At 33.5% G+C, this 23,812-nt stretch carries 24 protein-coding genes; 6 read left to right on the top strand and 18 right to left on the bottom strand.

Annotated features, from left to right (window positions below; genetic code table 11):
* Positions 1-143 precede the first annotated feature (143 nt).
* The 9 genes from KO504_RS07065 to nfsB form a co-directional block, all read right to left on the bottom strand.
* Entirely contained in the window at positions 144-1,451 is a 1,308-nt protein-coding gene (locus tag KO504_RS07065) for a GAF domain-containing sensor histidine kinase (protein ID WP_215925634.1), read from the bottom strand.
* 149 nt (positions 1,452-1,600) lie between these two features.
* Entirely contained in the window at positions 1,601-1,978 is a 378-nt protein-coding gene (locus KO504_RS07060) for a nuclear transport factor 2 family protein (RefSeq protein ID WP_215925633.1), read from the bottom strand.
* Between the two features lie 36 nt (positions 1,979-2,014).
* Entirely contained in the window at positions 2,015-3,907 is a 1,893-nt protein-coding gene (locus KO504_RS07055) for a monovalent cation:proton antiporter-2 (CPA2) family protein (protein WP_215925632.1), read from the bottom strand.
* A gap of 2 nt (positions 3,908-3,909) precedes the next feature.
* Positions 3,910-4,503, bottom strand: a complete 594-nt coding sequence (locus tag KO504_RS07050) for an NAD(P)H-dependent oxidoreductase (RefSeq protein ID WP_215925631.1) — start codon at positions 4,501-4,503, stop codon at positions 3,910-3,912.
* Positions 4,504-4,530: 27 nt separating this feature from the next.
* Entirely contained in the window at positions 4,531-5,328 is a 798-nt protein-coding gene (locus KO504_RS07045; protein ID WP_215925630.1) for an SDR family NAD(P)-dependent oxidoreductase, read from the bottom strand.
* A gap of 160 nt (positions 5,329-5,488) precedes the next feature.
* Entirely contained in the window at positions 5,489-6,454 is a 966-nt protein-coding gene (locus tag KO504_RS07040) for a 2OG-Fe(II) oxygenase (protein WP_215925629.1), read from the bottom strand.
* A 112-nt stretch (positions 6,455-6,566) separates the two neighbouring features.
* Positions 6,567-7,427, bottom strand: a complete 861-nt coding sequence (locus tag KO504_RS07035; protein WP_215925628.1) for an AraC family transcriptional regulator — start codon at positions 7,425-7,427, stop codon at positions 6,567-6,569.
* Positions 7,428-7,557: 130 nt separating this feature from the next.
* Entirely contained in the window at positions 7,558-8,388 is an 831-nt protein-coding gene (locus KO504_RS07030; protein WP_215925627.1) for a DUF4437 domain-containing protein, read from the bottom strand.
* 27 nt (positions 8,389-8,415) lie between these two features.
* Positions 8,416-9,075 (bottom strand): oxygen-insensitive NAD(P)H nitroreductase, encoded by a 660-nt coding sequence (nfsB, locus tag KO504_RS07025; protein ID WP_215925626.1) that lies wholly within the window; start codon positions 9,073-9,075, stop codon positions 8,416-8,418.
* A gap of 247 nt (positions 9,076-9,322) precedes the next feature.
* Here nfsB and KO504_RS07020 point away from each other — a divergent pair, with 247 nt between their 5' ends.
* Entirely contained in the window at positions 9,323-9,667 is a 345-nt protein-coding gene (locus tag KO504_RS07020; protein WP_215925625.1) for a winged helix-turn-helix transcriptional regulator, read from the top strand.
* Between the two features lie 84 nt (positions 9,668-9,751).
* Here the strand turns inward: KO504_RS07020 and KO504_RS07015 are convergent, their stop codons facing one another.
* The 8 genes from KO504_RS07015 to KO504_RS06980 all read right to left on the bottom strand — a co-directional run bounded on the left by KO504_RS07015 (position 9,752) and on the right by KO504_RS06980 (position 18,522).
* The gene (locus tag KO504_RS07015) at positions 9,752-11,014 is read right to left on the bottom strand and encodes a S41 family peptidase (protein WP_215925624.1); all 1,263 of its coding nucleotides are present in this window, start codon (positions 11,012-11,014) and stop codon (positions 9,752-9,754) included.
* A gap of 37 nt (positions 11,015-11,051) precedes the next feature.
* Positions 11,052-12,152: a type 1 glutamine amidotransferase domain-containing protein gene (locus tag KO504_RS07010; RefSeq protein ID WP_215925623.1), complete on the bottom strand. Its 1,101-nt coding sequence runs from the start codon at positions 12,150-12,152 to the stop codon at positions 11,052-11,054.
* A gap of 38 nt (positions 12,153-12,190) precedes the next feature.
* Positions 12,191-13,063 carry an SDR family oxidoreductase gene (locus tag KO504_RS07005; RefSeq protein ID WP_215925622.1) on the bottom strand — a complete coding sequence of 291 codons (873 nt, stop codon included), beginning with the start codon at positions 13,061-13,063 and terminating at the stop codon, positions 12,191-12,193.
* Between the two features lie 152 nt (positions 13,064-13,215).
* Positions 13,216-14,346, bottom strand: a complete 1,131-nt coding sequence (locus tag KO504_RS07000; protein ID WP_215925621.1) for a serine hydrolase domain-containing protein — start codon at positions 14,344-14,346, stop codon at positions 13,216-13,218.
* A gap of 35 nt (positions 14,347-14,381) precedes the next feature.
* Positions 14,382-15,032: a hypothetical protein gene (locus KO504_RS06995; protein WP_215925620.1), complete on the bottom strand. Its 651-nt coding sequence runs from the start codon at positions 15,030-15,032 to the stop codon at positions 14,382-14,384.
* A gap of 31 nt (positions 15,033-15,063) precedes the next feature.
* A complete protein-coding gene (locus KO504_RS06990; RefSeq protein WP_215925619.1) occupies positions 15,064-16,191 on the bottom strand; it encodes a serine hydrolase domain-containing protein in 1,128 nt (375 codons plus the stop codon).
* Between the two features lie 239 nt (positions 16,192-16,430).
* Positions 16,431-18,176 carry a helix-turn-helix domain-containing protein gene (locus tag KO504_RS06985; RefSeq protein WP_215925618.1) on the bottom strand — a complete coding sequence of 582 codons (1,746 nt, stop codon included), beginning with the start codon at positions 18,174-18,176 and terminating at the stop codon, positions 16,431-16,433.
* 139 nt (positions 18,177-18,315) lie between these two features.
* Positions 18,316-18,522 (bottom strand): hypothetical protein, encoded by a 207-nt coding sequence (locus KO504_RS06980; protein WP_215925617.1) that lies wholly within the window; start codon positions 18,520-18,522, stop codon positions 18,316-18,318.
* Between the two features lie 135 nt (positions 18,523-18,657).
* On the opposite strand from KO504_RS06980, the gene KO504_RS06975 reads away from it, so the two are divergent.
* The gene (locus KO504_RS06975; protein ID WP_215925616.1) at positions 18,658-19,524 is read left to right on the top strand and encodes an outer membrane beta-barrel protein; all 867 of its coding nucleotides are present in this window, start codon (positions 18,658-18,660) and stop codon (positions 19,522-19,524) included.
* Positions 19,525-19,554: 30 nt separating this feature from the next.
* On the opposite strand, the gene KO504_RS06970 is transcribed toward KO504_RS06975, so the two are convergent.
* Complete coding sequence (locus KO504_RS06970) at positions 19,555-20,559, bottom strand: LLM class flavin-dependent oxidoreductase (RefSeq protein WP_215925615.1); 1,005 nt, start codon at positions 20,557-20,559, stop codon at positions 19,555-19,557.
* Positions 20,560-20,894: 335 nt separating this feature from the next.
* On the opposite strand from KO504_RS06970, the gene KO504_RS06965 reads away from it, so the two are divergent.
* From KO504_RS06965 to KO504_RS06950, 4 genes are read left to right on the top strand one after another with little or no spacing between them, the layout of a single operon-like run.
* The gene (locus KO504_RS06965) at positions 20,895-21,479 is read left to right on the top strand and encodes a TetR/AcrR family transcriptional regulator (protein WP_215925614.1); all 585 of its coding nucleotides are present in this window, start codon (positions 20,895-20,897) and stop codon (positions 21,477-21,479) included.
* A 1-nt stretch (position 21,480) separates the two neighbouring features.
* Complete coding sequence (locus tag KO504_RS06960; protein ID WP_215925613.1) at positions 21,481-22,143, top strand: NAD(P)H-binding protein; 663 nt, start codon at positions 21,481-21,483, stop codon at positions 22,141-22,143.
* A 15-nt stretch (positions 22,144-22,158) separates the two neighbouring features.
* Complete coding sequence (locus KO504_RS06955; protein WP_215925612.1) at positions 22,159-22,791, top strand: NAD(P)H-dependent oxidoreductase; 633 nt, start codon at positions 22,159-22,161, stop codon at positions 22,789-22,791.
* 14 nt (positions 22,792-22,805) lie between these two features.
* Positions 22,806-23,804, top strand: a complete 999-nt coding sequence (locus KO504_RS06950) for an NADP-dependent oxidoreductase (protein ID WP_215925611.1) — start codon at positions 22,806-22,808, stop codon at positions 23,802-23,804.
* Positions 23,805-23,812 lie beyond the last annotated feature (8 nt).

The following is a 23,812-nucleotide window of genomic DNA, read 5'->3' as shown; positions in this document are numbered from 1 at the left end:
TTCAACCTTGTTTTATAAATAACATTTTTTTAGGAAAAAAAATGAGGGAGATTGTATGACTATGGTTTGGGATACATTTCTTAATTCTGTGTTTTAGTTCATATTAAGAAACATTAGAATTGGCATTTGGATTTTGATAGGGATTAGGCCTTCAACAAGGTAAAATAGAACGTCGTACCACTACCTTCTTGGCTTTCTAACCAGATATTGCCTTTGTAATAGGTAATGATTTTTTTTACAATGGAGAGTCCGATACCAGATGAGGAACTGGTGCTTTCTAATTTGGTAAAGACTTTAAAGATTCTTTCGAAGTACTCAGGTTTAATGCCCACTCCGTTGTCTTTGATAAAGAATTCGTAATGATTGTTATGCTCTGTGTAGCCGACTTCAATAAGGCCTTTGTCTTTATCGCTATAGTTAATAGCATTTTGAATGAGGTTTTGAAAGACCTGCTTAAAGCGCCAAGGATTCCCGAAAATACTTGGTAGGTTGTCTTGTACGGTGATGCTAATATGATCTGGTACGAGAAGTGTTTGTAAGACCTCATCGACAAGTGTATTAAAATTGACTTGTTTGTCTTCTGCCTCTAATTTATCAATGGTGGAATAATCTAAAATACCTTTGATGAGAAAATCCATTTTCTCGACGTTAAATAAGACTTGATGTAATGGTTTAAGATCGGTTTCGTTTAAGGTATTTTTATGATCTTCCATAAACCAGCCGATTAAGGTGTGAATATTGATGAGTGGAGCTTTTAAGTCGTGCGACACCACATGTGCATATTCGTTGAGTTCTTCGTTTTGAAGGTATAAACTTTGAAGAAGTTCTTCTTTTTTCTTTTTCTGAGCTTTGATACGTTCTTCATATTCCTTTCTTTGAATCACGTTAACCAGCATATTAGCAAAAACAAAGAGGATATCTTTTTCGTTTTCGGTGTACTTGTTTATTTTTTTAACCGCATCGAAGCCTATAAATCCAATTAATTCGTTGTTTTTAATTTTTGGAATGGTGATTAAACTCTTAATGCCTTGTGGTTCTAAAACAGCACGTAAGCCCATTTCACCATCATTTGGTAGCTCACTGACATCTTCTACGTAAAAAGCCTCTCCGTTTTTATGCGCTGCTATCCATTGAGGGATATAATCTATAGGAATGTTTTGTAGGTTTTTTATTTCTGGCTCTATGCCTTTAGCACACCACTCATAAGTATTGGAAGTGGTATTGTTTATAAAATCGTAATTGAAAATATAACTGCGATCGCACTCTACAAACTCTCCAATTTGTTGTAATGATTCTTTGATGAGTTTATCGATATCCGATAAGTCTGAATTGATATAGGTTGTAGATACACTAATTAATAAGTCTTGAAACCGCAGCTGTCTTTCAATGATTTTATCTTTTTTTGATTGGTTAAAACCGTGTTTTGAATTCGGCAGGCTTTCTTTTTTCATGGGACAGAGCGTAATTTAAGATGGTGTATCATTCCTTTTTCGAATATACTATTTCTATGCTTATTACAAAAATAAGATTTACAAAACGGCTTGTTTTATTAGAATCGTTTGCACCGATTAGTTTCTCCAAAAATAAAACATTTTAAAACTTAATACATCGTGTTTTCATTCGCTGCTGTTTTAGGAATCTGTTGGATAGCGTCCCAATGTTCAACTATTTTTCCGTTCTCATCAAATCTGAAAAAATCCATGGTGATATATTGATCATCATCAGGCCAAATTTGATGGGTGTGCAAGGCGACTAAATCTCCTTGGGCAATGCTGCGTACAAAGTTTATGGACTTATTAGGGAATTCTGTTTGCATACGCTCAAAATAATCAATAAATCCTTGTGTGCCATCTGCAACTGCCGGGTTATGCTGAATATAGGTATCACCTACATAAAGTGCTATGGCTTTTTCAGGATTTCCTCCGTAAGCCATTTTATAAAAGGCAATGGCATTTTGTTTATTTTGTTCTAAATTCATAAGATTTACTTTTTTTATTATTTGTTTTCGTTAGTGTTACATCTTTGTATTAGAATTTTTCAATACTTTTCTAATATGCTCACTATCCCAATGATTGTCGTAAGTTACAATGCCGCGTTTAAAATCATTTTCGAGTAATTTTTCTTGTTGTTCTATTTCTTTTCTAGCTATAAATACATAGTCTTCGTCTCGTTTTGGCTCTGCAGCCAATCGTTTTAAACTTGCCTCATCATACTTAATAAAATTCTGAACCTGACGATTTAGTGTGTATTTTCTAAAGCCTAATTTATGTAAGGCATCGCTTGCTAAGGCCAACGAAGTATCTAATGTTTCACGATAAATATGAGTTACATTAAGGTTTAACAATTCATAGGCATCATATCTGTTTTTGGTACGTACCAAAAGCTCAACATGTGGGTGTTTTTCTTTAACAATTTTACTAATGGCTTTGGCAACCGATACTTTATTGGTAGCACAAATCAATAATTTAGCTTCGGCAATACCCGCAGATTCTAGTAAATCTTCACGCGTGGCATCACCATAATACACTTCAAATCCCATTTTACGAAGAAAATCTACACGGTTAGAATCGAAATCCAAAATCGTAGCTTCAACACCATGAGAACGTAAAAATCGGCCTACTGTACTACCAAAATGACCAAAACCAACCAAAATTACTTTTTGCGATTTCGCAATATGATCCATCGGTCGTTTAATAGATTCTTTAGTGCCAATACTAGGAAGAATTAAGCGCTCATTTACCAAAGCCAAAATTGGTGTTAAGGACATGGAAACAGCGGTAACTACCAGCATCATATCCATTTGTTCTTGTTCTAAAATATTAAGCTGAAATGCGAACGACAGCAATACAAAAGCAAATTCTCCAACCTGGGCTAAACTGAAGGTTAGCAATACATTTTGGTCTAATTTCAATTTGAATATGCGACCGGTAATGAACAACACCAAGGCTTTTATGATAATAATGGCGAGTAAAATACCGCCAATAGTTAACGGATTATTCGCAATCACCACAAAATTAATAGATGCACCAACGGCCATAAAAAAGAGCCCTAATAATAAGTTTTTAAAGGGTTCTAAAGTGCTTTCTAGTTCGTGTTTAAACTCACTCGTTGATAATACTACTCCGCCTAAAAAAGCGCCTAATGCAGGACTTAAACCAACAAATTCCATGAGGTATGAAATTCCGAAAACGATTAAAAACGCTGCTGCAATTAATAATTCTCTAACGCCTGTTTTAGCCACTTTTCGAAGCATTGGTATCACCACAAATCTACCTGTTACAATAATTAAAACTACCGACAATATAATTGCTAAGGTTTGTAAGCCTATGGGCAAAGTTTCAATTAAAGTTGCCGAGGCCTCTAACTCTGTACTACTTACTTGTTCTTCGGAATTACTTAAAAGTGGCAATGCACCAATCATAAATATCACAATAATATCCTGAAACAATAAGATTGAAAAAGCACTTGAACCAAAGGTGGTGTTCATCAAACCTTTTTCTTTAATGGTTTGCAACGCAATAGCCGTAGATGATAGCGATACAGCCATACCTATCGCTAATGCTACATACCATTCGTATCCTAAAAATGCGAATAACACATAGGTGAAACCAACAGTTAATGCGACTTGAATGCCTCCCATACCCAGGATAGATTTTCGCATGTTCCAGAAGTTTTTGGGCTCGATTTCTAATCCGATTAAAAATAACATCACTACAACACCAAACTCTGCAAAATGCAGAATGTCCTCACCTTCTTCTCCAATAAATCCTAAAACATAAGGACCAATTAGTACACCAGCTAATAAATAACCAATCACCGAACTTAATCCTAGTCGTTTTGCTATTGATACACAAATAATGGCACCAGCAAGAAAAACAATCGCATCGAATAATAAACTTCCAGACATAATTAAGCGGTTAAAATTTCTAAATCGTTAAGAAAAAAGCAATTGGATAACTGCGTAGCTTTAAAATTGCCTTGAAGTAAATCAATTAATTGTTCGTATTGGTTGGCGTAATTTAGTAAATCGTCGTTAGATAAACTATGGGTTCCCATGACGGCAAATGGCGGTAAATAATTCATACCGCATAAATTCGCTGTTTGTTCAAATGGTCTTAAAAACTCATTAATTGTGTAGGTGTTATAACCTTCGCTACAATACACTTCACGTGAACCACCTGTGGTTATTACGTTAAAAATGGTTTTGTTTCGAAGTACTTTTCCGTTTGGACCATAGGCCCAATTAAATTCTAACACCAAATCTTTCCACTGTTTTAAAATTGCAGGACAGCTATACCAATACATTGGGTGGTGCCAAATTACAATATCATGCTGAAGTAATAATTCTTGTTCGCGCTGCACGTTTATATGAAAGTTGGGATATTCTTCATATAAATCATGAAAGGTCACGTGATTTTTACTTGTTAAACGCTTTATAAGTGTTGCATTAACTCTCGATTTTTCAAACTTTGGATGTGCAAAAAGTATCAGTACTTTTTTCATGAGCTTTTTTGGTTGGTATTAAAAACGTTAATTGCTTATAATGGTTTTGGTTAAAGTTAGTAATAATTTAATTTTATCATCATTATAAGCATCGGGATGTGCATTATTATAACTTCCTTTATCGTTGTCAAAATATGTACCTGATTGGTTTTTATGTGGTTCTGACATTGCCAAATCGTAAAGAATGTCTACCCCTTTTTCTGCAGGCGACCAGTGTTGTCCGTAGGCTTCTTTAGCCATTTTGGTGTTTAATAACGACCCTGGATTTACAGCAATGGTTGTAATACTGGGGTGTTGTTTCGCAAAATGAAACGACCACATGGTTAATGCCAACTTACTTTGTGCGTAGCTTTCACTGGCGTTTACAGTTGCATTGCCTGTTAATACTCCTTTTTGAACTGTAGATTGTGCTGCCGAACTTAAATTTACAATCCTAGGTTCTGATCCTTTTTCTAAAACGGAAATAATATTTTCTGTTAAGATAAATGGCGCCAAATAATTTACAGCCATTCTTATATCTAAACCGTCTATAGTTTTGCTTGATGACGTTTTATAAATACCAGCATTATTGATAAGAACATCTAGTTTTTTAACGTCATTTTTAATGTTTTTAGCCATTTGTGTTACTGCTTTCAAATCTGAAAAATCAGCTACAAAACCTTTGATGTTTGGGTTGTTTGAAACTTCTTTTAGTTCGTTAATGACTGCATTTAATTTTTCTTCACTTCTACCGTGAAGGTATATATCGTGTCCTTCTTTGGCTAGTTTTAAAGCCGTAAGTTTCCCGATACCGTCGGTACTTCCTGTAATTAATATGGTTTTCATTTTTTTGTGCTATTTAGTTGAAATATGTCAGTTCGAACACAGTCGATAACTATTAAGACCTTTCGACTGCGCTCAAGGTGACATTTGTTTTATTTTTAATTTCTTATCGTTTTAATCACTCGAACTGACGTTCATCTTCATTTGTAATATATTCTAATAATTAAAATGGTGCAACAGTATCTTTTGGCCCATCAGGCAGACTCCAACGTTGGCGAGCGGTAACATTTTCTAATGCAACATCTTTAATACTACTGCTACTACTGATATTTCCGTAGCTACTTGTGTTTCCACGTGGTATTTGCATATTATCACCATACAACCAAACTACTAAATTACTACGTTGTCCGCTAATAATTGGGTGCGTTGCGTGCGGGACATTACCACGGTGAATTATAGCTTTACCCGGTTCAAACTTGGTTTGCACGGTTTTACCTGAAGCTTTATCATAAAAATCTACTACTGAGCCTGTAAATGTTTCATCAGGTAAATTAGTATTGATATTTAAGGTTGCTGATGATGCATCGGTATGCGCGTGTAAATCTTTGTCTTTATCTGGATTGTACTGTATTGAAAACCCGAAAGTTTGATTGTCATAACCGTAAGTTCCCAATAATAGTCGAGAAATTGGTCGCATATAACGGTCCATAATAGCGTTATAAAATGCTTGAAAGCTTGGTGCAGCCAAATGACCTTCAGATCGTGGATCTAGCATCATTCCGTAACGATTTAATTGAATACCGTAAGGTGCACGTTTTGGAATTTCAGAATTTACTACGTCTTCTAAATACTGACGAAAATCGGCTAAACGCTCCAAATCAAAAAACTGTGTTTCGTAAACGCCAGGAATAATTTCTTCCCATAAATCGGCTACAGCATTTTCTTTTTCTGGATTTTCCCAAGCGTCGTTTATGGCTTTACGTAATTTAGGGTCAAGTAAAGATTCGTTTGGCAATAGTAAATTGTCTTTGTTCTCTAATTCCCACTCAGCCCAAGCCTCTTCTAATAATTTTCGGTTATCATTCCAAAATTTTGAAACCGATGCGTCGCGTCTTAATGATAATTCTCTTGATGGCACTTCTAAAGCACGAGCTTCTAGCAGTGCATTGGTATATTCTATTGTTTTCATAATAAATTTTTTATTGTTTCTTATTTACAATACAAAGGTATTCCAGATAAGAAGCTATTTTTTGGTAAAAAACAATGTGGTATTGGTAAAAAATAAGGTTTCTGATAAAAAACTAGGCTAAACCAGCTTTATAGACACTTAAACTGATGCCTTTATAGGTTTTAAACGTCTTGTTTAAATGACTAGAATCGGTAAAACCAAGCTCTAAAGCAATTTCTGAATCTTGTGCATCTGTGTACTTTAAGCGTGTTTCTACCAACTTTAATTTGTAGTTAATAATGTACTTCTTTAAGGGTACATCGGTATGCTTTTTAAAATATTCACTTATGTAATTATCTGCCATGTAAAATTCATTGGCTAAACTTTTGGTTGTCAATAATTCAGTATTATAAATATTAGAATGAATGTAATTTATAATTTGCTGAATTTTAGAGGACTTAATCTCTTTAACTTCTGATGTGTTTATAAACTGAATATTGCGGGCAATTAAATGAAGAATTATTGATAACGAATTTTGAATGATGAAAATATCGTGAGAATGTTTATTTAGATATTCGGTAGCGACTATATTTACTAAAGACACTAAATGCGACCTATCTGAAGTTGTTTCAAACTGCATTTCACGCAATTGATGACTTTCGCTATTTAAAATTTCTTCAATTTTACGAAACCAATCGTTTACTGGTAATTCTTGGTGATGTAAACTGGTATTTCTGAAAAAACTCTTCAAAAATTTAATAGCAATACTACTTGTGGCAGTTTCGGCTTCAACGATGTAAATATCATCTGGAACAAATACAAAAATGCTATTTGATGAATAGTTAACTGTTTTCCCGTTTATTTTAATGCGTCCGTTGCCTTTTTCAAAATATAAAATCTCGAAAAAGCGGATGTTGGTATATTCACAAAACGAAAAAAACGTTTGGTCTTTGTACTGCTGAATGACGATATTTTCAAGAATTGTTCTTGCCATAATTATAACTAATTTAACCTTTTAAAAATGAAAAAGCCACACAGAATGCATATTACATTTGGTGGCTTTTTCTGCTATTAACCAATCAATCAAACTAAACTTTAATTAAATATTTCATTAGGTTTCAGCTTCATTTTATTTTGAATACACCATTAGAACGGATGTAAATAACCGTTTCAACATCTGTTTTCAAACGTGGTGAAGCACCTTCTTCTACACCAAAATAAGAACCTGGTTCTAACACATTTTCGTCATCTTTTTTAGAAAATTGATGGGTTACTTTACCAGAGATAACCACAGCTCTAAAGTTTGGACTTAAGTTTTTTATTTTTCCTTTAAATCCGGCAGGTAATTTTATTAATGACGCACTAAGTTGATTTTTTTCGTGACTTCCCCATAAAAAAGCAGTTTCTACATTACTTTTTTCTGAAACCCATGCCATATCACTAGCGTTTAACCACACTAAATTGGTTTTATCAACATTAATTGGTCTTTCGCCATTATCAAATGCTTCAGAAGTTGGTTGTACCAAATAAGGCCCTTCTTGAATGTCTAAAAACGCTAAATTATCATCGGCATTAGCAGCAGTAATATGCGCTTCGCCAGCAGGTTGTTGCCAGTAAGAGCCTGGTGTTAACCATTGTTTTTCAGCATTTTCATCATCATTATGTAATAAACCTTTAATGACTACACCACGATACGTAATGTTGTGAATGTGAGGTGGTGAAGAAAATCCTTTTTTAAATTTAACTAGGAATCCAGCAGGTTCATTTTTGGTTCTGTCGCCCCAAAGTTTTCCGGCAGCTGGACTTTTATCGCCTCGTAATGGATTCAACCAACCCCATTCTACATCGTCAGCTGTTACAACTTCGTTTACAGACTTAATAGTATCTGTTGTTGGTGTTTGTGCATTGACTCCAATTACTGCTAGTAGCAAAACAACCTTTATAATTTTTTTCATCACTCTGATTTTAATACCTGATTCAATTTATATTTCAGTGAATAATTCACTTACTGGTAATCTAGATTTTGGTGTTTTATCAGTTGAATTAAAATCAGATTCTGCATGATATCCTAAAGACACAGCTACTAAAGATGTGTATCCTTTTTCTCTTAATCCGAATTCTTCGTCTAAAGCTTTCACATCAATACCCTCCATTGGTGTAGCATCAATTCCTAAACTAGCAACACCTAATAAAAAGCTACCAATATTAAGATATACTTGCTTCTCCATCCAGTGTTGTAAATCTTTTAAATCGTATTTATGAATTCCTGCAAATGCTTTAACAGCACCGAGAAATCCGTTTTTTATATCTTCATTTGGGAATCTTCCGTCTTTATCTTCCGTATCTGCAATATGTTGGTAATATGCATCATCTGCATCAGTTTTTGCACAAAAAAGTACCACAGCTGAAGCATTGGTTACTTTTGGCTCATTAAAACTGAAAAAGCCTTGTGTTCCTTTTGCCATACGTGCTTTGCCTTCTGTAGTTTCTGCAACTATAAAGTGCCAAGGTTGTAGGTTGACGCTTGAAGGACTCATTCTTAACAAGTTTTTGATATCAGCCATATCTGCATCAGATATTTTTTTGGTTGCATCGTATTCCTTAGTTGTGTATCTCCTGTTTAAAATGTCTTTTAAATTCATTTGTATGTCTTTTTTTTAATTGATTATATAATACTATAAAAAGTATAGTGACAAATATATATATAGTGTATATTCCTGACAATAACGGTCAAAAAGGATAGTATATAATTTAACCACCTATTTGAAGGTTAAAGTCAATGTATTCAAGACTTTTTGTGAAAAGTTAAAATAACTATAAAAAATATAGTTGTATAACTTAGTATAGTATTCTACTTTTGTCTAAGAACTAAAATTTAATAGCCGCTATATGTATCAATTTAAAGGAAAAGAATATCCCTGTTGCGCCAGTTTAACTATGGGAATTATTGGTGGGAAGTGGAAAACCGTGATATTATTTCACCTAAGAGATAAGGCTTTGAGATATAGCGAGTTGAGAAAAAAAATGCCAACAGTTACTGAGCGTACTTTAAGCCTTCAACTTAAAACATTAGAGGATGATGGGATTATAAAACGTAAGGTTTATACTCCTAAACCACCTTTAAAAGTGGAGTATTCTTTAACCGATTTAGGTAAGACCTTAAAGCCTGTAGTACAATCTATTGCAGATTGGGGTGTTTTTGTTGTTGAAGAACAAGGCGGCCCTACGGTGTAAGAGTTGGTTTTTATTTGTGATTATATTGTGTTTATCGTATACAGAAATGGTATGCAATGAAGACGCTTTACAATAATGTTGACCTTAATCTCTTGTAACATCTACATTAGAAATGTCTTTTAAAACCCAATTTAAAACTGCATCTATGCTGTTTTTTTGATTCGTCCATTTTGAAGAAATGGCTATATCTGGTTGAACCCCTTTGTTTTTTGGCTCTTGAAAACGAAAGAGACGCTTAGAATATGTTATTAATAATTTAGAATTTGGAAGACTAAATTGACCTAAATCTTGATATCCATTAGGGTTTGCGCCTGTAGTTTCGCCTACAAGTTTGGCATTTAAGATTTGTTTAAATTGCATCGCATTTACCATTGCCGCAGAGTATGTTTTTCTATTGATTAGTACATAAACATTAGCATTCCAATTAATAGAGTCGCAAGTGTTTAAATAGCTAGTAAGAATTAATCCTTTAAAAAAGTCTCCACCATAATTATCTCGTAAATCTATGATGAGATGTTCCGACTTGTTTTCTTCGATGAATTGATAAATTTGTTTTGAGAAATTATTCATTTCATCTTCTGAAGGATATGCTTTAAAGTTTATATAAATAGTCTTGGAATCGTTTAATGAAGAAAACCAAAGGTTTTTATTCTTTGCATCTTGAGGCGGAGTAATATTTGGGTGTGTATATTTTAATTTTTCATAGTTAATACTAGCCAATGCATCTTTATGGTATGATTTTAATTTGATGGACTTATCTATACCTTGCGCATCTGTAAATGTAAATGCTGTTTGTTCTAAATTTGTTATGATATTTAATGCTTTTAATATTTCAGAAACAAGCATATAACTACAAGTTCTATCCATTGCTGAATACTTATTTTCGGTAAATGGTGTTAGTTTTAAGACTTTTTTATAAATATCTTCAATAGGTATACCATTAATACTTTTTAGTTTTTTACCAAGAAACTGTTGATGTGCTTTTGTAATACTAATCACTCTTATATCTCCATCATAATTAAAAAGCTCTATTGGATATCTTGTGAGCTCCTTATTCCATAAAGGCACTGAGGTATGTCCATCTCCTTTTCCTCCACCCACTTTTTGCGTAATTCGCATGAGTTCAACTATAACTTGAAAATCATTTAAGCTAGATAATTTACGCTTCAAGTTTTCAATTTCAGAATTCAATTCCTTTTTTGAAATTGTATGATACAGGTTAATATGCTTTTCTTCTAATGTCTTTTGATAATACGCAATATCTTCTAGCCATTCCTTTCTATTTTGAGCATTACAAAAGCATCCAAAAACAACGATGTATATTATGGAAACAATTAAGTATTTCATTTTAGTTTATCATTTTCATTAACTTACATATAAGTACCTAAGCCGTATGATGTTCTTCGATTTCTTTTGTATAAGCTGCCAAACGTAACATATCATAAAATTTATTCAATTTACCAGTAAGTACAGCGATGGCACTATGATCTATAAATAAGCTTCTAGAGATATTTTGTTTCTTTTGAATACGTTCTTTAATTAAGGCCTTAGCCTTATTAATTCCTTGCGTTTCATAAGCATATAGAATTTTAACTGCATTTTCCTCGGCTGTTATGGTACGTGCTTTAGGTGTATAGCCCATTTGTTTTACCATAGCTTCAGCTAATGCCCAAACCGACCATGGATTTTGACCTGTGATTAAATTATTATCATGACTTATCTTTTCTAAATAGATAATACCTTCATTAAATCGGGCTCCTTGTTCTGTTAATTTGTCTTGCAACAAGAATGGAAAAATTGATTTTGCATCAGGAATGAGCAATAGCTCTTCTTTATTGGTAAATCCACTGACTTGTTTGTTTTTTAAAAACGATTCTCCATTATCTAAGGTTGCATTAACCAATGCCGCTGGTCCGTGGCAGACAGCTCCAATTACTTTATTAGATTTATGAAAGTCTTGTATTAAAATCTGTATGTGTTTGTTATTTGGAAAATCGAACATGGCTCCTTTTCCGCCAACAAAATAGACCGCTTCATATGTTTCGGACTTAACCTCTTGCAATGCAATTGTATGCTTAAGTTTACGACGAGGTATATTATCATTTAAAAAGGCATAATCAAATACCCCCATATCGTCATCGTCTAGAACCATAGGAGGCTTTCCTCCCAAAGGGCTTGCCACATCGACATCAAAACCATTAGCTTTAAAGACGTAGTAGGCTCGCGCTAATTCGGTAAGCTCGAAGCCTGTCGCTTTTCCACTTAAACCCATAGTGTCCGTACTGGTAACTACTACTAATATTTTTCCACGATACGATGGCATGGTGTCATTGATATAGGCGATGTCACTGGCTTGACTATTTTTAATATTGGTATTTTCTTCTGGTAAAAGGCTTGCAATATATAGACCTAATGCGACTATAAGTACAATAATGATACCTAAACTTGATAAAAGCCATTTTAAAATTTTATACTTTTTAAACATGTGATGTGTATTAATTTGTTTTAGACGGTTGTAGGTTATTATTGTAACGATGAAACTTCATCTTTAAAAAACGTATGCAAGCGTTTTGTGCCAAATCTTGGTGCAATATTATCTTCTGCCATTAAGGTTAAAAAGAACTCAATTGGACCATATACCTTAGACGACGTAAAGGTGCGTAAGCTCGATATAGCAAATCGCCTTATCCAATCTGGTAGGTGCATTATTTTTAACGGTTTTTGCCAAGCATCTAAAGCCATCTCACCTATTTCATTTAATGTTAAAATATCCGGACCACCAACTACTATTTCTGTATTTTTTGTACTAATAGCTTGCAGACACACAATTGCCAAATCCTCTCCATGAATGGGATTAAACTTTTGCTCACCATTACCAAAAAGGTATATTTTACCTCGTTTTGCCATGTCTAAAAAGTCTTTCATATCAGAAAAAAAACCATTTGGTCTAATAATGGTATAATCTAATCCAGAGTTTTTTACAGCATCTACAAACTTCTCTTTGGCTTCAAATATTTTAAGATGTCTATATTTATGACCATTAATTGCAGAGATGTAAATAAACTTTTTTACACCCGCTTTTTGGGATTCTCTTAATAGGTTTAGATTCGCTTGATAATCGACATCCATATAAGTTAAATCTTCTTTTTGTCTTGTAATGCCAACCGTAGAAATGACAGTAGTGACCCCTTCACAAATACCTTTTAAAGTTTCGGGTTGTGTCACTTCTGCTTTAATAATTTTAACAGTTTTACGTTCTAAATCTTGTAGTTTTTGAACTGATCTTGCGATAAGTTTAGCGTTATATTGATTTTCTACTAAAGCTTTAGCTATATGACCACCTAAATAGCCTGTAGATCCAGCAAGTAAAACGGTTTGAGTATTTGTTATATTCATTATACATCTATTTTAAATTATAATTAAAGGAAATAATCCCGTAAGAATGGTTTATTTATGACGATAGAAATCATTTGTAAAACATGCCGCTCTAAAATAGCGTTTAGATAGAGCCTTAGTGCGACACGTTTAACATGAAAATTAAGACTATACTAATTTTTATTTTCTATGATTTGGAGTACGTCGTAAACTAATATTAATGCGCTTTTGGAAGCTTCTAATTGATTTAAAGTACCAGATATGTAGGTGTCTAACTGTGGGCAATACCATAAAAAAGATGCTGTACTTCCTGGATGTCCAATCAGTTGTACGTCTGAGTTAGTATCCGTTAAATCTTTAATTGAAACCTTTCTTATTCCAAATCCGTAGGTCATACCTTTTGTTTCGTGTGTCCAACTTTGCATGGCTAAACGGGTTGCTTTGGTTACAATTTGATTAGTATTAAAAGCTTTAAGAAATGTGATTAAGTCTTTAGTTGTTGAAACTAATCCGCCACCACCCCAATCAGCGCTTAAGCTTTTAAGCGATGCTAACTTTATATCGCCTGCATAAAACTCAGTCATTGAAAATGTATTTTCTATAGGCGCTGATTTTAAGTTGATATAAGAGTTATTCATTTGTAACGGCTGAAAAATATGCTGCAGCAAGAACTGATGGTAAGATAAACCACTTATGTTTTCTATTATCAATGCTAAGAGCACATATTCTGTATCTGTGTAATGATAGCTTATACCAGGGCTAAAATGTGGTGTCATTTTTTGTTTAGTAAAGGCAATCATTTCCTCAGCAGACCATGATTTGTGAGGGTTTAATAATAACTGATTAATAATATTAGGACTTCCATCTGTGGTGTGGTCGGTAAAATAATCTGGTAAACCTGAAGTATGTTGCAACAGGTGTGCAATGGTAATGTCTTTTGAATATTTGACACCATCTAAAACATGGATATTATTCAGTAAGGATTTAGGTAAATACTGAGCAATTTTGTCTTCAAACTTCAGTTTATTATCATCCTTTAAAATTCCTATAGCTGTTGCTGTGAGCATCTTGGTAACACTAGCGGTGTAAAATGGGCTGTTGTTATTAATACTATCTTCTTTACTTTTGGCCAGTTGTATATCAATTCCTCGAGATTCAGAATACACGTGCAGCATGCTACTTTTAATATGTTCTGTTTCTAATGCAGTTGTAAATAGCTTCTGTATGTTCTCATCTATAGTTTGTTGACTAAACCCGAGACATCCGGTAATAATTAGTACTGTTGTTAAAATAATGATTTTCATAATAATAGACTGCTTTAGTTAAATCATAAGTTTCCTTAAAACTTAATACCAATATAAAGGTTGGGTTCAAATAGAAAATGAGATTTCCATTTATTGTCTAGTTGTTTAAATTCATCAGGAGTATTGGTATCAATCATCCAATTTTGACAATGAAATTGGGGTTCTATAAAGAATTGTTTCTTTTTTCCAAAAGCGAAATGATAGCCCACATGGTAAGAGGTATATAATTTAAAGCCATTGGCTATTTCTTTATTATCAAGATCTACATAGGTTTTATATTGTGGCAACACTTCTACAGACGCAAATAGCCCTTTCCATAACATACGCTGATAGGACACCCCTATTCCGGTTTCCTTTAGGTAGCCAGGATAGAACTCACTTTCAGAATCTATTTTGTCTAAAAGTCCGTCCCACCACTGAATGCCCATAGGTTGAAATAATCGCCAGGTGGCAAATTTTATACCTATAATATTTTTAGCGTCTAATTCGCGCTTCACATGCAATTCGATGTGTTTAGTATTTGTTCTTTTGCCACCATCACCAATATTACCTAGAATTATAGCAGGAAAACTAACTCTGTATTTGTGATTTGGTGTTTGATCTTTGAGATGTTCTTGCTGACTTTGTGCAAACACAGCATTTGTTAATAGTGAGAATAGAATGAGTATAGTTGATAACTGTTTCATGTGTACAAGTTTTAATGTTTGGTTTATATGTTTAATTGAATTCATTGGTTAATAATTGTTGAATAATGGTACTACGTTGTGCACCACTATCGTCTTGCTGGTTACTTAATAGTACGATTGTAGCATTGTATTCTGGTATAAACCCAATCATGCTCCAATAGCCGTTTATGTCGCCTCCATGCCAATACATTGTGGTGTTTCCTTCTTGTGTGGTAAACCAACCGAGACCAAAATCAACGTAGCCGCTTGGGACGTCTTCGGCAAATATTTCAGCTTTTTCAGACGCAGTAAACCAATTATTTTTAACAGCCTTTGTCCAAATTTCCATATCGTTAGGTGTGCTACTAAAATCACCCACTCCAAATGCAATAGTCATAGGATAGGTACTATTACTGCTACCATTGTTATAGCCTTCGGCATGTATATTGGTATCGATAACATTGGTGCCTTTGTACGTGTTTGTCATGTTTAAAGGCGTTAAAATGTGTTGTTGTATATAATCGTGGTAAGACACCTGAGCTAATTCTTCAATCAATAATGCTGCGATAAGAAAGTTGGAATTGCTATATTGTTTACTAGAACCGGGTGTAAAATTGAGGCCGTTTTCTGAAATTATTTCCATAATTACCTCATAGATATCTGCTTCATCTAGAGTTTCTCCTTGTTCGTAAGCATCTTCAACTACAAATTGATAATCAGGAATACCAGATTGATGCGACAATAATTGCTTAATTGTAATTAGATCTCCATTAGGAAATGTATCATCAAACTCACTTAAGGTTTGATTAAAGCTTGTAATTAATCCATCGCGTTTTAACTGTACAATTGCAGCTGCCGTTAAGGTTTTGGTTACAGATCCTATTCTGTAGGCTAAATTATCATCTTGAGCCAATGTTGTACTTTCATTAGCTAATCCGAAGCCCTGACGCACGAGATCATTTCCGTTTTCAGTGATAATAGCATACCCTTGAAAGTCGATATCGGTTAATAGTTGTTCAGCAGTTGTATAGTTAGTGCTTGGTGCATTAGTATCATCGTCACTAGAACAGGAGGATATTAAGGTGGTGATACCTAGAAAAAAGATAAATACAACACCGTTACCGATAGTTTTGAGTTTACTAGAGTTGTCTTTTTTGGATGTGGGATGAAAAGTATTCATGACTGTTTATTTTTTGATTGATATATAATTATTGGATAGTGCAAAGTTCCTGTATAAAAGGATTTCAATCGTCCGAGATTATAAATTAGGACGTTCGGAATTACGGTTTTGAAGTTTTTTTTAAGCTCTTATTGATTAGTGCTTTCCTCTGAATTTAAGATACGCTATGTTCTGCTAGGTAGGAATAGCAGTCTATAAAGTGTTATTTATTGTAAAAGAAAAAATGAGCTATAAAACAGTTAGTTGCTGTTTTGTTTTACCCATTGGCTAGGAGTTATACCTTCTGTTTTTTTGAAGTAGGTATTAAAGACACTTTTGGAATTAAAACCGCTATCGTAAGCCAATCCTAAAATGGTAATGTGTTTAAAATCTGGGTTTAATGCGATGGTTTTAAAATGGTTTAATCTAAATTGATTTATATAATCGTTAAAGTTCTTATTGAATTCAGCATTTAATAACCAAGACAATTTATTAGAATGCAAAGCAATGTTTTTGGCGAGATCTTTTAAAGAAAGGTTTGGATTTAAATAAGGTTCACTGCTATTTATGAAATTTTCTAAAATTAACTTATATTTAGCTATTTCGGCTGTATTTAGAGGTTTTGAATTTTCCTTGGGTATATTATAAGCAGTGCCTTTGTTTACAGTTACTAAGCCAGACGATATAACTTGTTGTTCAATTAGCTGAAAATGTTTATACTCTCGTAATGGATTTAAAAAAGGATCTAATTGGAAATTAACTAATTGTCCTATTTTTAAATTTATTTTGTCTTCAAATAGTTGTAAGGCCTGGTCTGTTTTTCCAATATGTATAAGGAAATAGAAATGCCAAGGATAAATACTTTTAAAACTTTCTTCAATATTAATTGTGATGGATTCAATCGGATTAGATAATGGTTTTTTATTAATAAGACAGAATAGTATTTCACACACCTCAGGGGCAATAAGTTGAGGCATTTTAGCAATGTAATCTCTAAAATTATAGGAGTCATTTAGAAGCATATAACAAGCTAACTTTGTCTCGATTGCTAAGGTGAAATTAGGATCAATTCTTAAACATTCCTCTAAATACGTTATGGCTTTATTATACGCCTTATCTAAAAAGTAAATATTGCCTTTGGTAAAAAGATGATTAGGTGATAAAGGGCTTATTTCTATGGCTTTATTAATATTTAGCAATGCTTTATCTAATTGATTTGTAGCCATGTAAACTTCTGCTATTCCTTCATAAGCAATAGCGTAACTTGGATTTATTAAAAGTGTTTTTTTTAAAAATTCTATCCCTTTTGTATAATTCCAATTCAGCCAAAAACTTAGTGATGATTGAGAAAAATAACTCAAATAAGATTTAGAGTTAATCTTTAAACCTTGATTTAAAAACTGTCTCGTATGATACTCTCCGGTCTTTCTTTCAATACATCCCCAACCCGATAAAATACTGTAAGACCTAGATAAGGCAAAATAGGCATCATAAAAATCTTTATCTATGGCGATACTTTGTTTGTAGTAATTGATGGCTTCAATGTAATCTTCTAAAACCCAGTTAAGTTGATATGCTCTCCCTTTTAAATAGAGCTTGTAGGCATTAATATTTTTGGTTCCAATGATAGAAATGTTATTAGAAATATCAAAGTGACCGAAATTTTCTCTTATCTGTTCTGCAATTATTAAACTTATCTCATCTTGAAGCTCAAAAATATCGTCCAATTTGCGATTAAAATTTTGAGACCATACCTGAAAGCCATCATTTGTTCTGATTAATTGAATATTAATTCGAATCCTATCTTTAAATATTCTAATACTCCCTTCCAAAATTGTGGACACACCTAATTGATTGCCTATATGGCGTACATCGACATTATTATTCTTAAACGAAAATGAAGACGTTCTTGCTATAACTTTAAGACCTTTTACTTTAGTTAGTGCGTTAATGATTTCTTCTGTAATTCCATCACAGAAATAATCGTTGTCAATATTATTACTCATATTGACAAAGGGTAATACAGCTATAGATTTTTGGTTAATCAAAGTATTGGTTTACATGCACAAATGTATAAAAAGTTAATGAAGATTATCTTAGCATTTTTTTAGAGTCAGTGATTTAAACAATCATTTCTCTCTATATTTAATGGTTTATTAAATATGTAAAATCATAATTAGGGATTTGCTTAAATCTATTTTCTGAAATATGAATATAAAGCCCATCACCTTGGTCTAAATCTCCAAGAATTTGAATAATATCACTTATGCTGAGGCTTTTGATGGAAGACGTTTTCAATAGCTGAGTAGGAATTATAACAGCTTCAAATATACTATATAATTTTGGTTGCATTCACTTGTATTTGATGTATAATATGGTTCTTAAATTATGTTAAGGTTAACAGAATAAAACTTAAAAACAAGTACCTTTGTAACCATTGTCATTTGAAGTCCAAATCTTCAATTTATTTTTATAAAATCTTCAATTATGAAACAGATATTTATCGTATTTACAGCCTTATTATTAAGCACAACATCTTATGCACAATTTGAAATTTCGGTAAGTGGTGGTTACGCCATTGGAAGCGCTGGAATGAAAATAGGAGAAAAACAAACGACTGGTGGTACCGAAAACACCTATGGTAGTTATGGAGAAGGATTTAACACACAATTACGTGGTACATATTTTTTTAATGAGCGCTTTGGTGCAGATTTGAGTTTAGGGTATTTACATGGTTCTGATCAAACGGTCTCTGAAGTTCGTTTGCCAGGTTATGAAGTAGATGCTATTGCAAGAGCTCGTGCTTATGGTGCTTCTGCTTCATTAGTTTACAGGTTTAACGATAATGTATATGGTCGTATTGGTGCGCTTGTTAAATTAGGAGGTAAAACAGAAGCTGTTGTACATCAGAAAGTTAATTTTTCGCAAGCAGAAGCAGATGCTTTTGGTGTCCCATTAGGATCGTACTCTGAAACCAATTACGTAGAAGACTTTCACGGTCAGTTTCCTTTAGGCTTTGTTGCTGCTATAGGTTATAGACATGACTTAAGCACATCGTTTAGTGTTTTTGTAGAAGCTGAGTATTACGGTATCAGTTTAAAACGAAAAGATTCTGAAATCACGGAGTTTAATACTAATGTTGTTTTACCTGACGGAACGGTTGCTGTAAAGGGGCTTTATTCTTTAGATAATTTACCTGCAGGTATAAATAAAACCACAACTTATGTTGATGAGTTACCTAGTGGAAATACCGATTCGTCAAAAAAATTAGCCGTAAAAGTACCGTATTCTTCCTTTGGTGTTAACTTTGGTATAATTTATAAGTTTAAGCGTTCGAATTCGGAAACTAAATAAATATTTAGGCAAGCATTATATGTTTTGCTTTTAGTTTAACTCATTCATAATTTCTGAAAATAATTCGTAAGATCTAATTCTGGCATTGATATCATACAGATGCGTTACTGCAATGAGTTCGTCTGCGTTTGATTGCGCTAAAAATTCTTTAACCTGTGCTTTAACTGTAGCTTTGCTACCAATAAAACTGTACTTCAGCATTTGGTGGACTTGCGGATTACGCATGATATCCTTTAAATCTTCGGTCATTTCTGTTGGTGGTTGCACGTTAGACCGTCTTCCTGTAAATATGCCAACAATCATTCGGATTAATGAGGTAGCTAAGCGTTCTGCTTCTTCGTCTGTATCAGCAATAATGATGTTAACACCTGCCATAAAATATGGTTCTTGTAAGGCTTCCGACGGTTTAAATTCTTTACGATATATAGCTATAGCATCCCATAGATGTGTGGTTGCAAAATGACTTGCAAAGGCATAAGGCAGTCCTTTTTTAGCTGCTAAATGCGCACTATCTGTGCTAGATCCCAAGATATACAATGGTACGTTGACGCCTTCGGCAACAGTAGCTCTTACTTGAGATTCGTCATTTTCGGATGAAAAATAGGTTTGTATTTTGTCTACTTCAGTTGGAAATGAGTGTGCGGCTTGCATAAAATCGGTACGAATAGCTTCAGCCGTTTCTCTGTCTGTGCCAGGAGCTCTGCCTAATCCTAAATCTATTCTATTGGGATATATGGTTCCTAAAGTCCCGAACTGCTCGGCAATAATTAAAGGTGAATGATTAGGTAACATAATACCACCAGAACCTACTCTTAAGGTTTTAGTGCCTTGCGCTACATAACCAATTAATATAGAAGTTGCACTACTAGCAATATTAGCTGCGTTATGGTGTTCTGCTAACCAATAGCGTGAATAACCATAAGCCTCTGCATGTTGCGCTAGTTTTAATACGTTAGTATAGGTTTCTTGTAATGTATGGTCTTCTGATACTAAAGCCAGATCTAATATAGAATATGATGTATGTTTAGTGCTCATAACGTTATCAATTGTATAATTGGGGTCTAAGTAAGTGTGTTAAGACTGCTTTAGTCGCTTTTTTTTACTTACGAGTTACAAAGGTAAATACATTTCCATTTCTATTGTTTTTTATGTCTTTATTTTATGATTATTTAAGCTATTTTTTTTGAGTGCTATTTATAAAATTCAAAAAGGAGCATCGTTTTTAAAAACAACGCTCCTTTTCTACACATCAACCAATCAATCTAACTCTTGTTATTCCCTACCATTTTTTTATTTGAATGTTTAAACCTTTGTTAAAAAAAGAATGAACGTTCATTTTTAATGTATATTTGTATCAGAATTTAAACACGATGGCAAAACTTCAAAAAAGTATAGATAAACGTAATGCACTTGTTAAAGCAACTATAGAGTTGGTTAACAATAATGGGTTTCATGCAACGCCTATGAGTAAAATTGCTAAAATGGCTAATGTATCACCTGCAACTATTTATTTATACTTTGAAAACAAACAAGATTTAGTGAATCAAACATACATAGATGTGAAGGCAGAATACACCAAGTATGCATTTGCTAATTATGATCCCACTACGCCTATTGAAGAAGGATTTAAAATGATTTGGAAACGTATTGCAGATTTTAAACTGAAAGAAAGTGAACATGCCATGTTTTTAGCACAGTGTGATAATACTCCAATGATTGACGAGGAAAGTAGACAAGAAGGTATTAAGCACTTACAGCCTCTACTCGATCTTTGGGAACGTGGCAAAAAAGAAGGGATTATAAAACCGATTTCAGATTACCTATTGTATGCTTATGCTATCAACCCTTTATCGTTTTTAATGATGACTCAAAAACGAGGCGCATTTACATTAGATAAAACACATTTAGAAGAAGCTTATCAATCTGCTTGGAGCAGTATAAAAATGTGTCAATAATATGAAAAAGACAGCAATCATATTAGGTGCATCTGGTTTAACGGGTGGTTTTGTACTTCAAAAATTAATTGAAGATGAGCGTTACGACACTATAAAATTGTTTTCACGCTCTAAAATTGAAGGTCTACCTGATAAAGTCCAACAGTTTATTGGTGATCTTTTAGAGCTTAACCAGTTTAAAACTGATTTTACAGCAGACGACGTGTATTGCTGTATTGGTACCACAGCGAAAAAGACACCAGACAAAACGCTTTATAAAAAAATAGATTTCGGAATTCCGGTTGCGGCTGCTAAACTTTCAAAAGAAAACCATATTGATACATTTTTAGTCATTTCTGCAATGGGAGCGAATAAAAATAGCACGGTATTTTACAACAAGACCAAAGGCGAAATGGAAAACAGCGTCTTAAAGCAGCAGATTAAAAATACATATGTTTTAAGACCATCTTTAATTGGTGGTGATAGACAAGAAACTCGATTATTAGAAAAAATAGGATTAGTGATCTTCAAAGTCATTCAGCCCCTATTTATCGGGAAACTAAAAAAGTATAAAATAGTGAATGCAGAGACCATAGCGCAAGCTATGATAGGCTTAGCTAATACCAAATATTCAGAAGTGATTATCACTTCAGAACACATAAACAAATTAGGAAACAACGCTTAAAAAGAAAATAGAATTATGGAATTATTAGATAAATTAAATTGGAGATACGCTGCAAAAGCAATGAATGGTGACACTGTTCCTGATGAAAAACTTCAAAATATTTTAGAAGCAGCACGTTTGGCGCCTACATCAAGTGGTTTACAACCTTTTGAAATTATTGTTATTGAAAATAAGGAATTAAAAGAACAGATTAAACCAGTAGCTTGGAATCAATCGGTAATTACAGACTGCTCTCACCTACTCGTTTTTGCGGCTTGGGATACTTATACCGAGGAACGTATAAATTACATGTTCGATTTAACCAATGATATTCGTGGTTTTAAAAATGAAGGTTGGGAAAATTATAGACAAATGTTATTGAGCTCTTATCCACAGAAAGATGCTGAAGAGAACTTTAACCACGCTGCAAAACAAGCTTATATTGCATTCTCACAAGCTTTAGCAGCAGCGGCTTTTGAAGGTGTAGACGCCACTCCTATTGAAGGTTTTGATCCAGATGCTGTAGATAAAATTCTTGGATTACGCGAAAAAGGATTACGCAGTGCTGTTTTAATGCCTATTGGTTATAGAAAAGAAAATGAAGATTGGTTAGTAAATCTAGTTAAGGTAAGAAAACCTATGGAAGATTTGGTAACTGTAATGAAGTAAAAAAACAAAACATTATGATTAAGACCATTTTATTAAATAGTAGACCTGAAGGAAAACCCTCTGTATCTAATTTTGAATTTAAAACTGAAGATATAGAACTAACAATTAAAGAGGGCGAACTGCTCTTAGAGACAGAATATGTATCGGTTGACCCGTATTTAAGAGGGCGTATGAGTAATGCTAAATCATACGTACCACCTTTTGAATTAAACCAACCTGTACAATCCGGAATTATTGCTAAAGTTATCTCATCTAAAAACGATAATTTTAAAGAAGGAGATTATGTTTCTGGTATGCTCAGTTGGAAAACACAACAAGTGTCTAATGGTGAAGGCTTAAATAAAGTAGATCCTTCTAAAGCTCCATTAAGTGCTTATTTAGGAATTCTAGGTATGACAGGCCTAACAGCTTATTGCGGATTAACAGAAATAGGGCAACCAAAAAAAGGTGAAACTTTAGTGGTTTCTGGTGCTGCTGGTGCTGTAGGATCTGTTGTAGGACAAATAGGTAAAATATTAGGCCTAAGAGTTATTGGAATTGCAGGTTCAGATGAAAAAATTGAGCTCTTAAAATCGAAATTTGGTTTCGATGCTGGTATTAATTACAACACTACTAAAGATATGACAGCGGCTATCGCTGAAGCGGCTCCTAACGGAGTGGATATCTATTTTGATAATGTAGGTGGCCCTATTTCAGATGCGGTATTAGTTAATATTAACCGATTGGCCAGAATTATAGTTTGTGGTGCTATTTCGGTTTATAATAATACAGAAGCACCAAAAAGTTTAAGCGTACAACCGTTCTTAGTAAAAAACAGTGCCTTAATGCAAGGGTTTATTGTTTCTAATTATGCTGAGAAATTTCCAGAAGCAATGACACAATTAACGTCTTGGTTAGCAGAAGGTAAACTCACCTATTCTGAAACCATAGTTGAAGGTTTTGATAATATACCTCAAGCTTTTATAGACTTATTTGAAGGTAAGAATAAAGGAAAAATGGTTGTTAAAATTTAAGACAATAC

The sequence above is a fragment of the Winogradskyella psychrotolerans genome (assembly GCF_018860565.1).
Classification (GTDB): Bacteria; Bacteroidota; Bacteroidia; order Flavobacteriales; family Flavobacteriaceae; genus Winogradskyella; species Winogradskyella damuponensis.
Note: the sequence above shows the minus strand (reverse complement) of the source record. Positions and strands in the feature narration are given on the sequence as shown.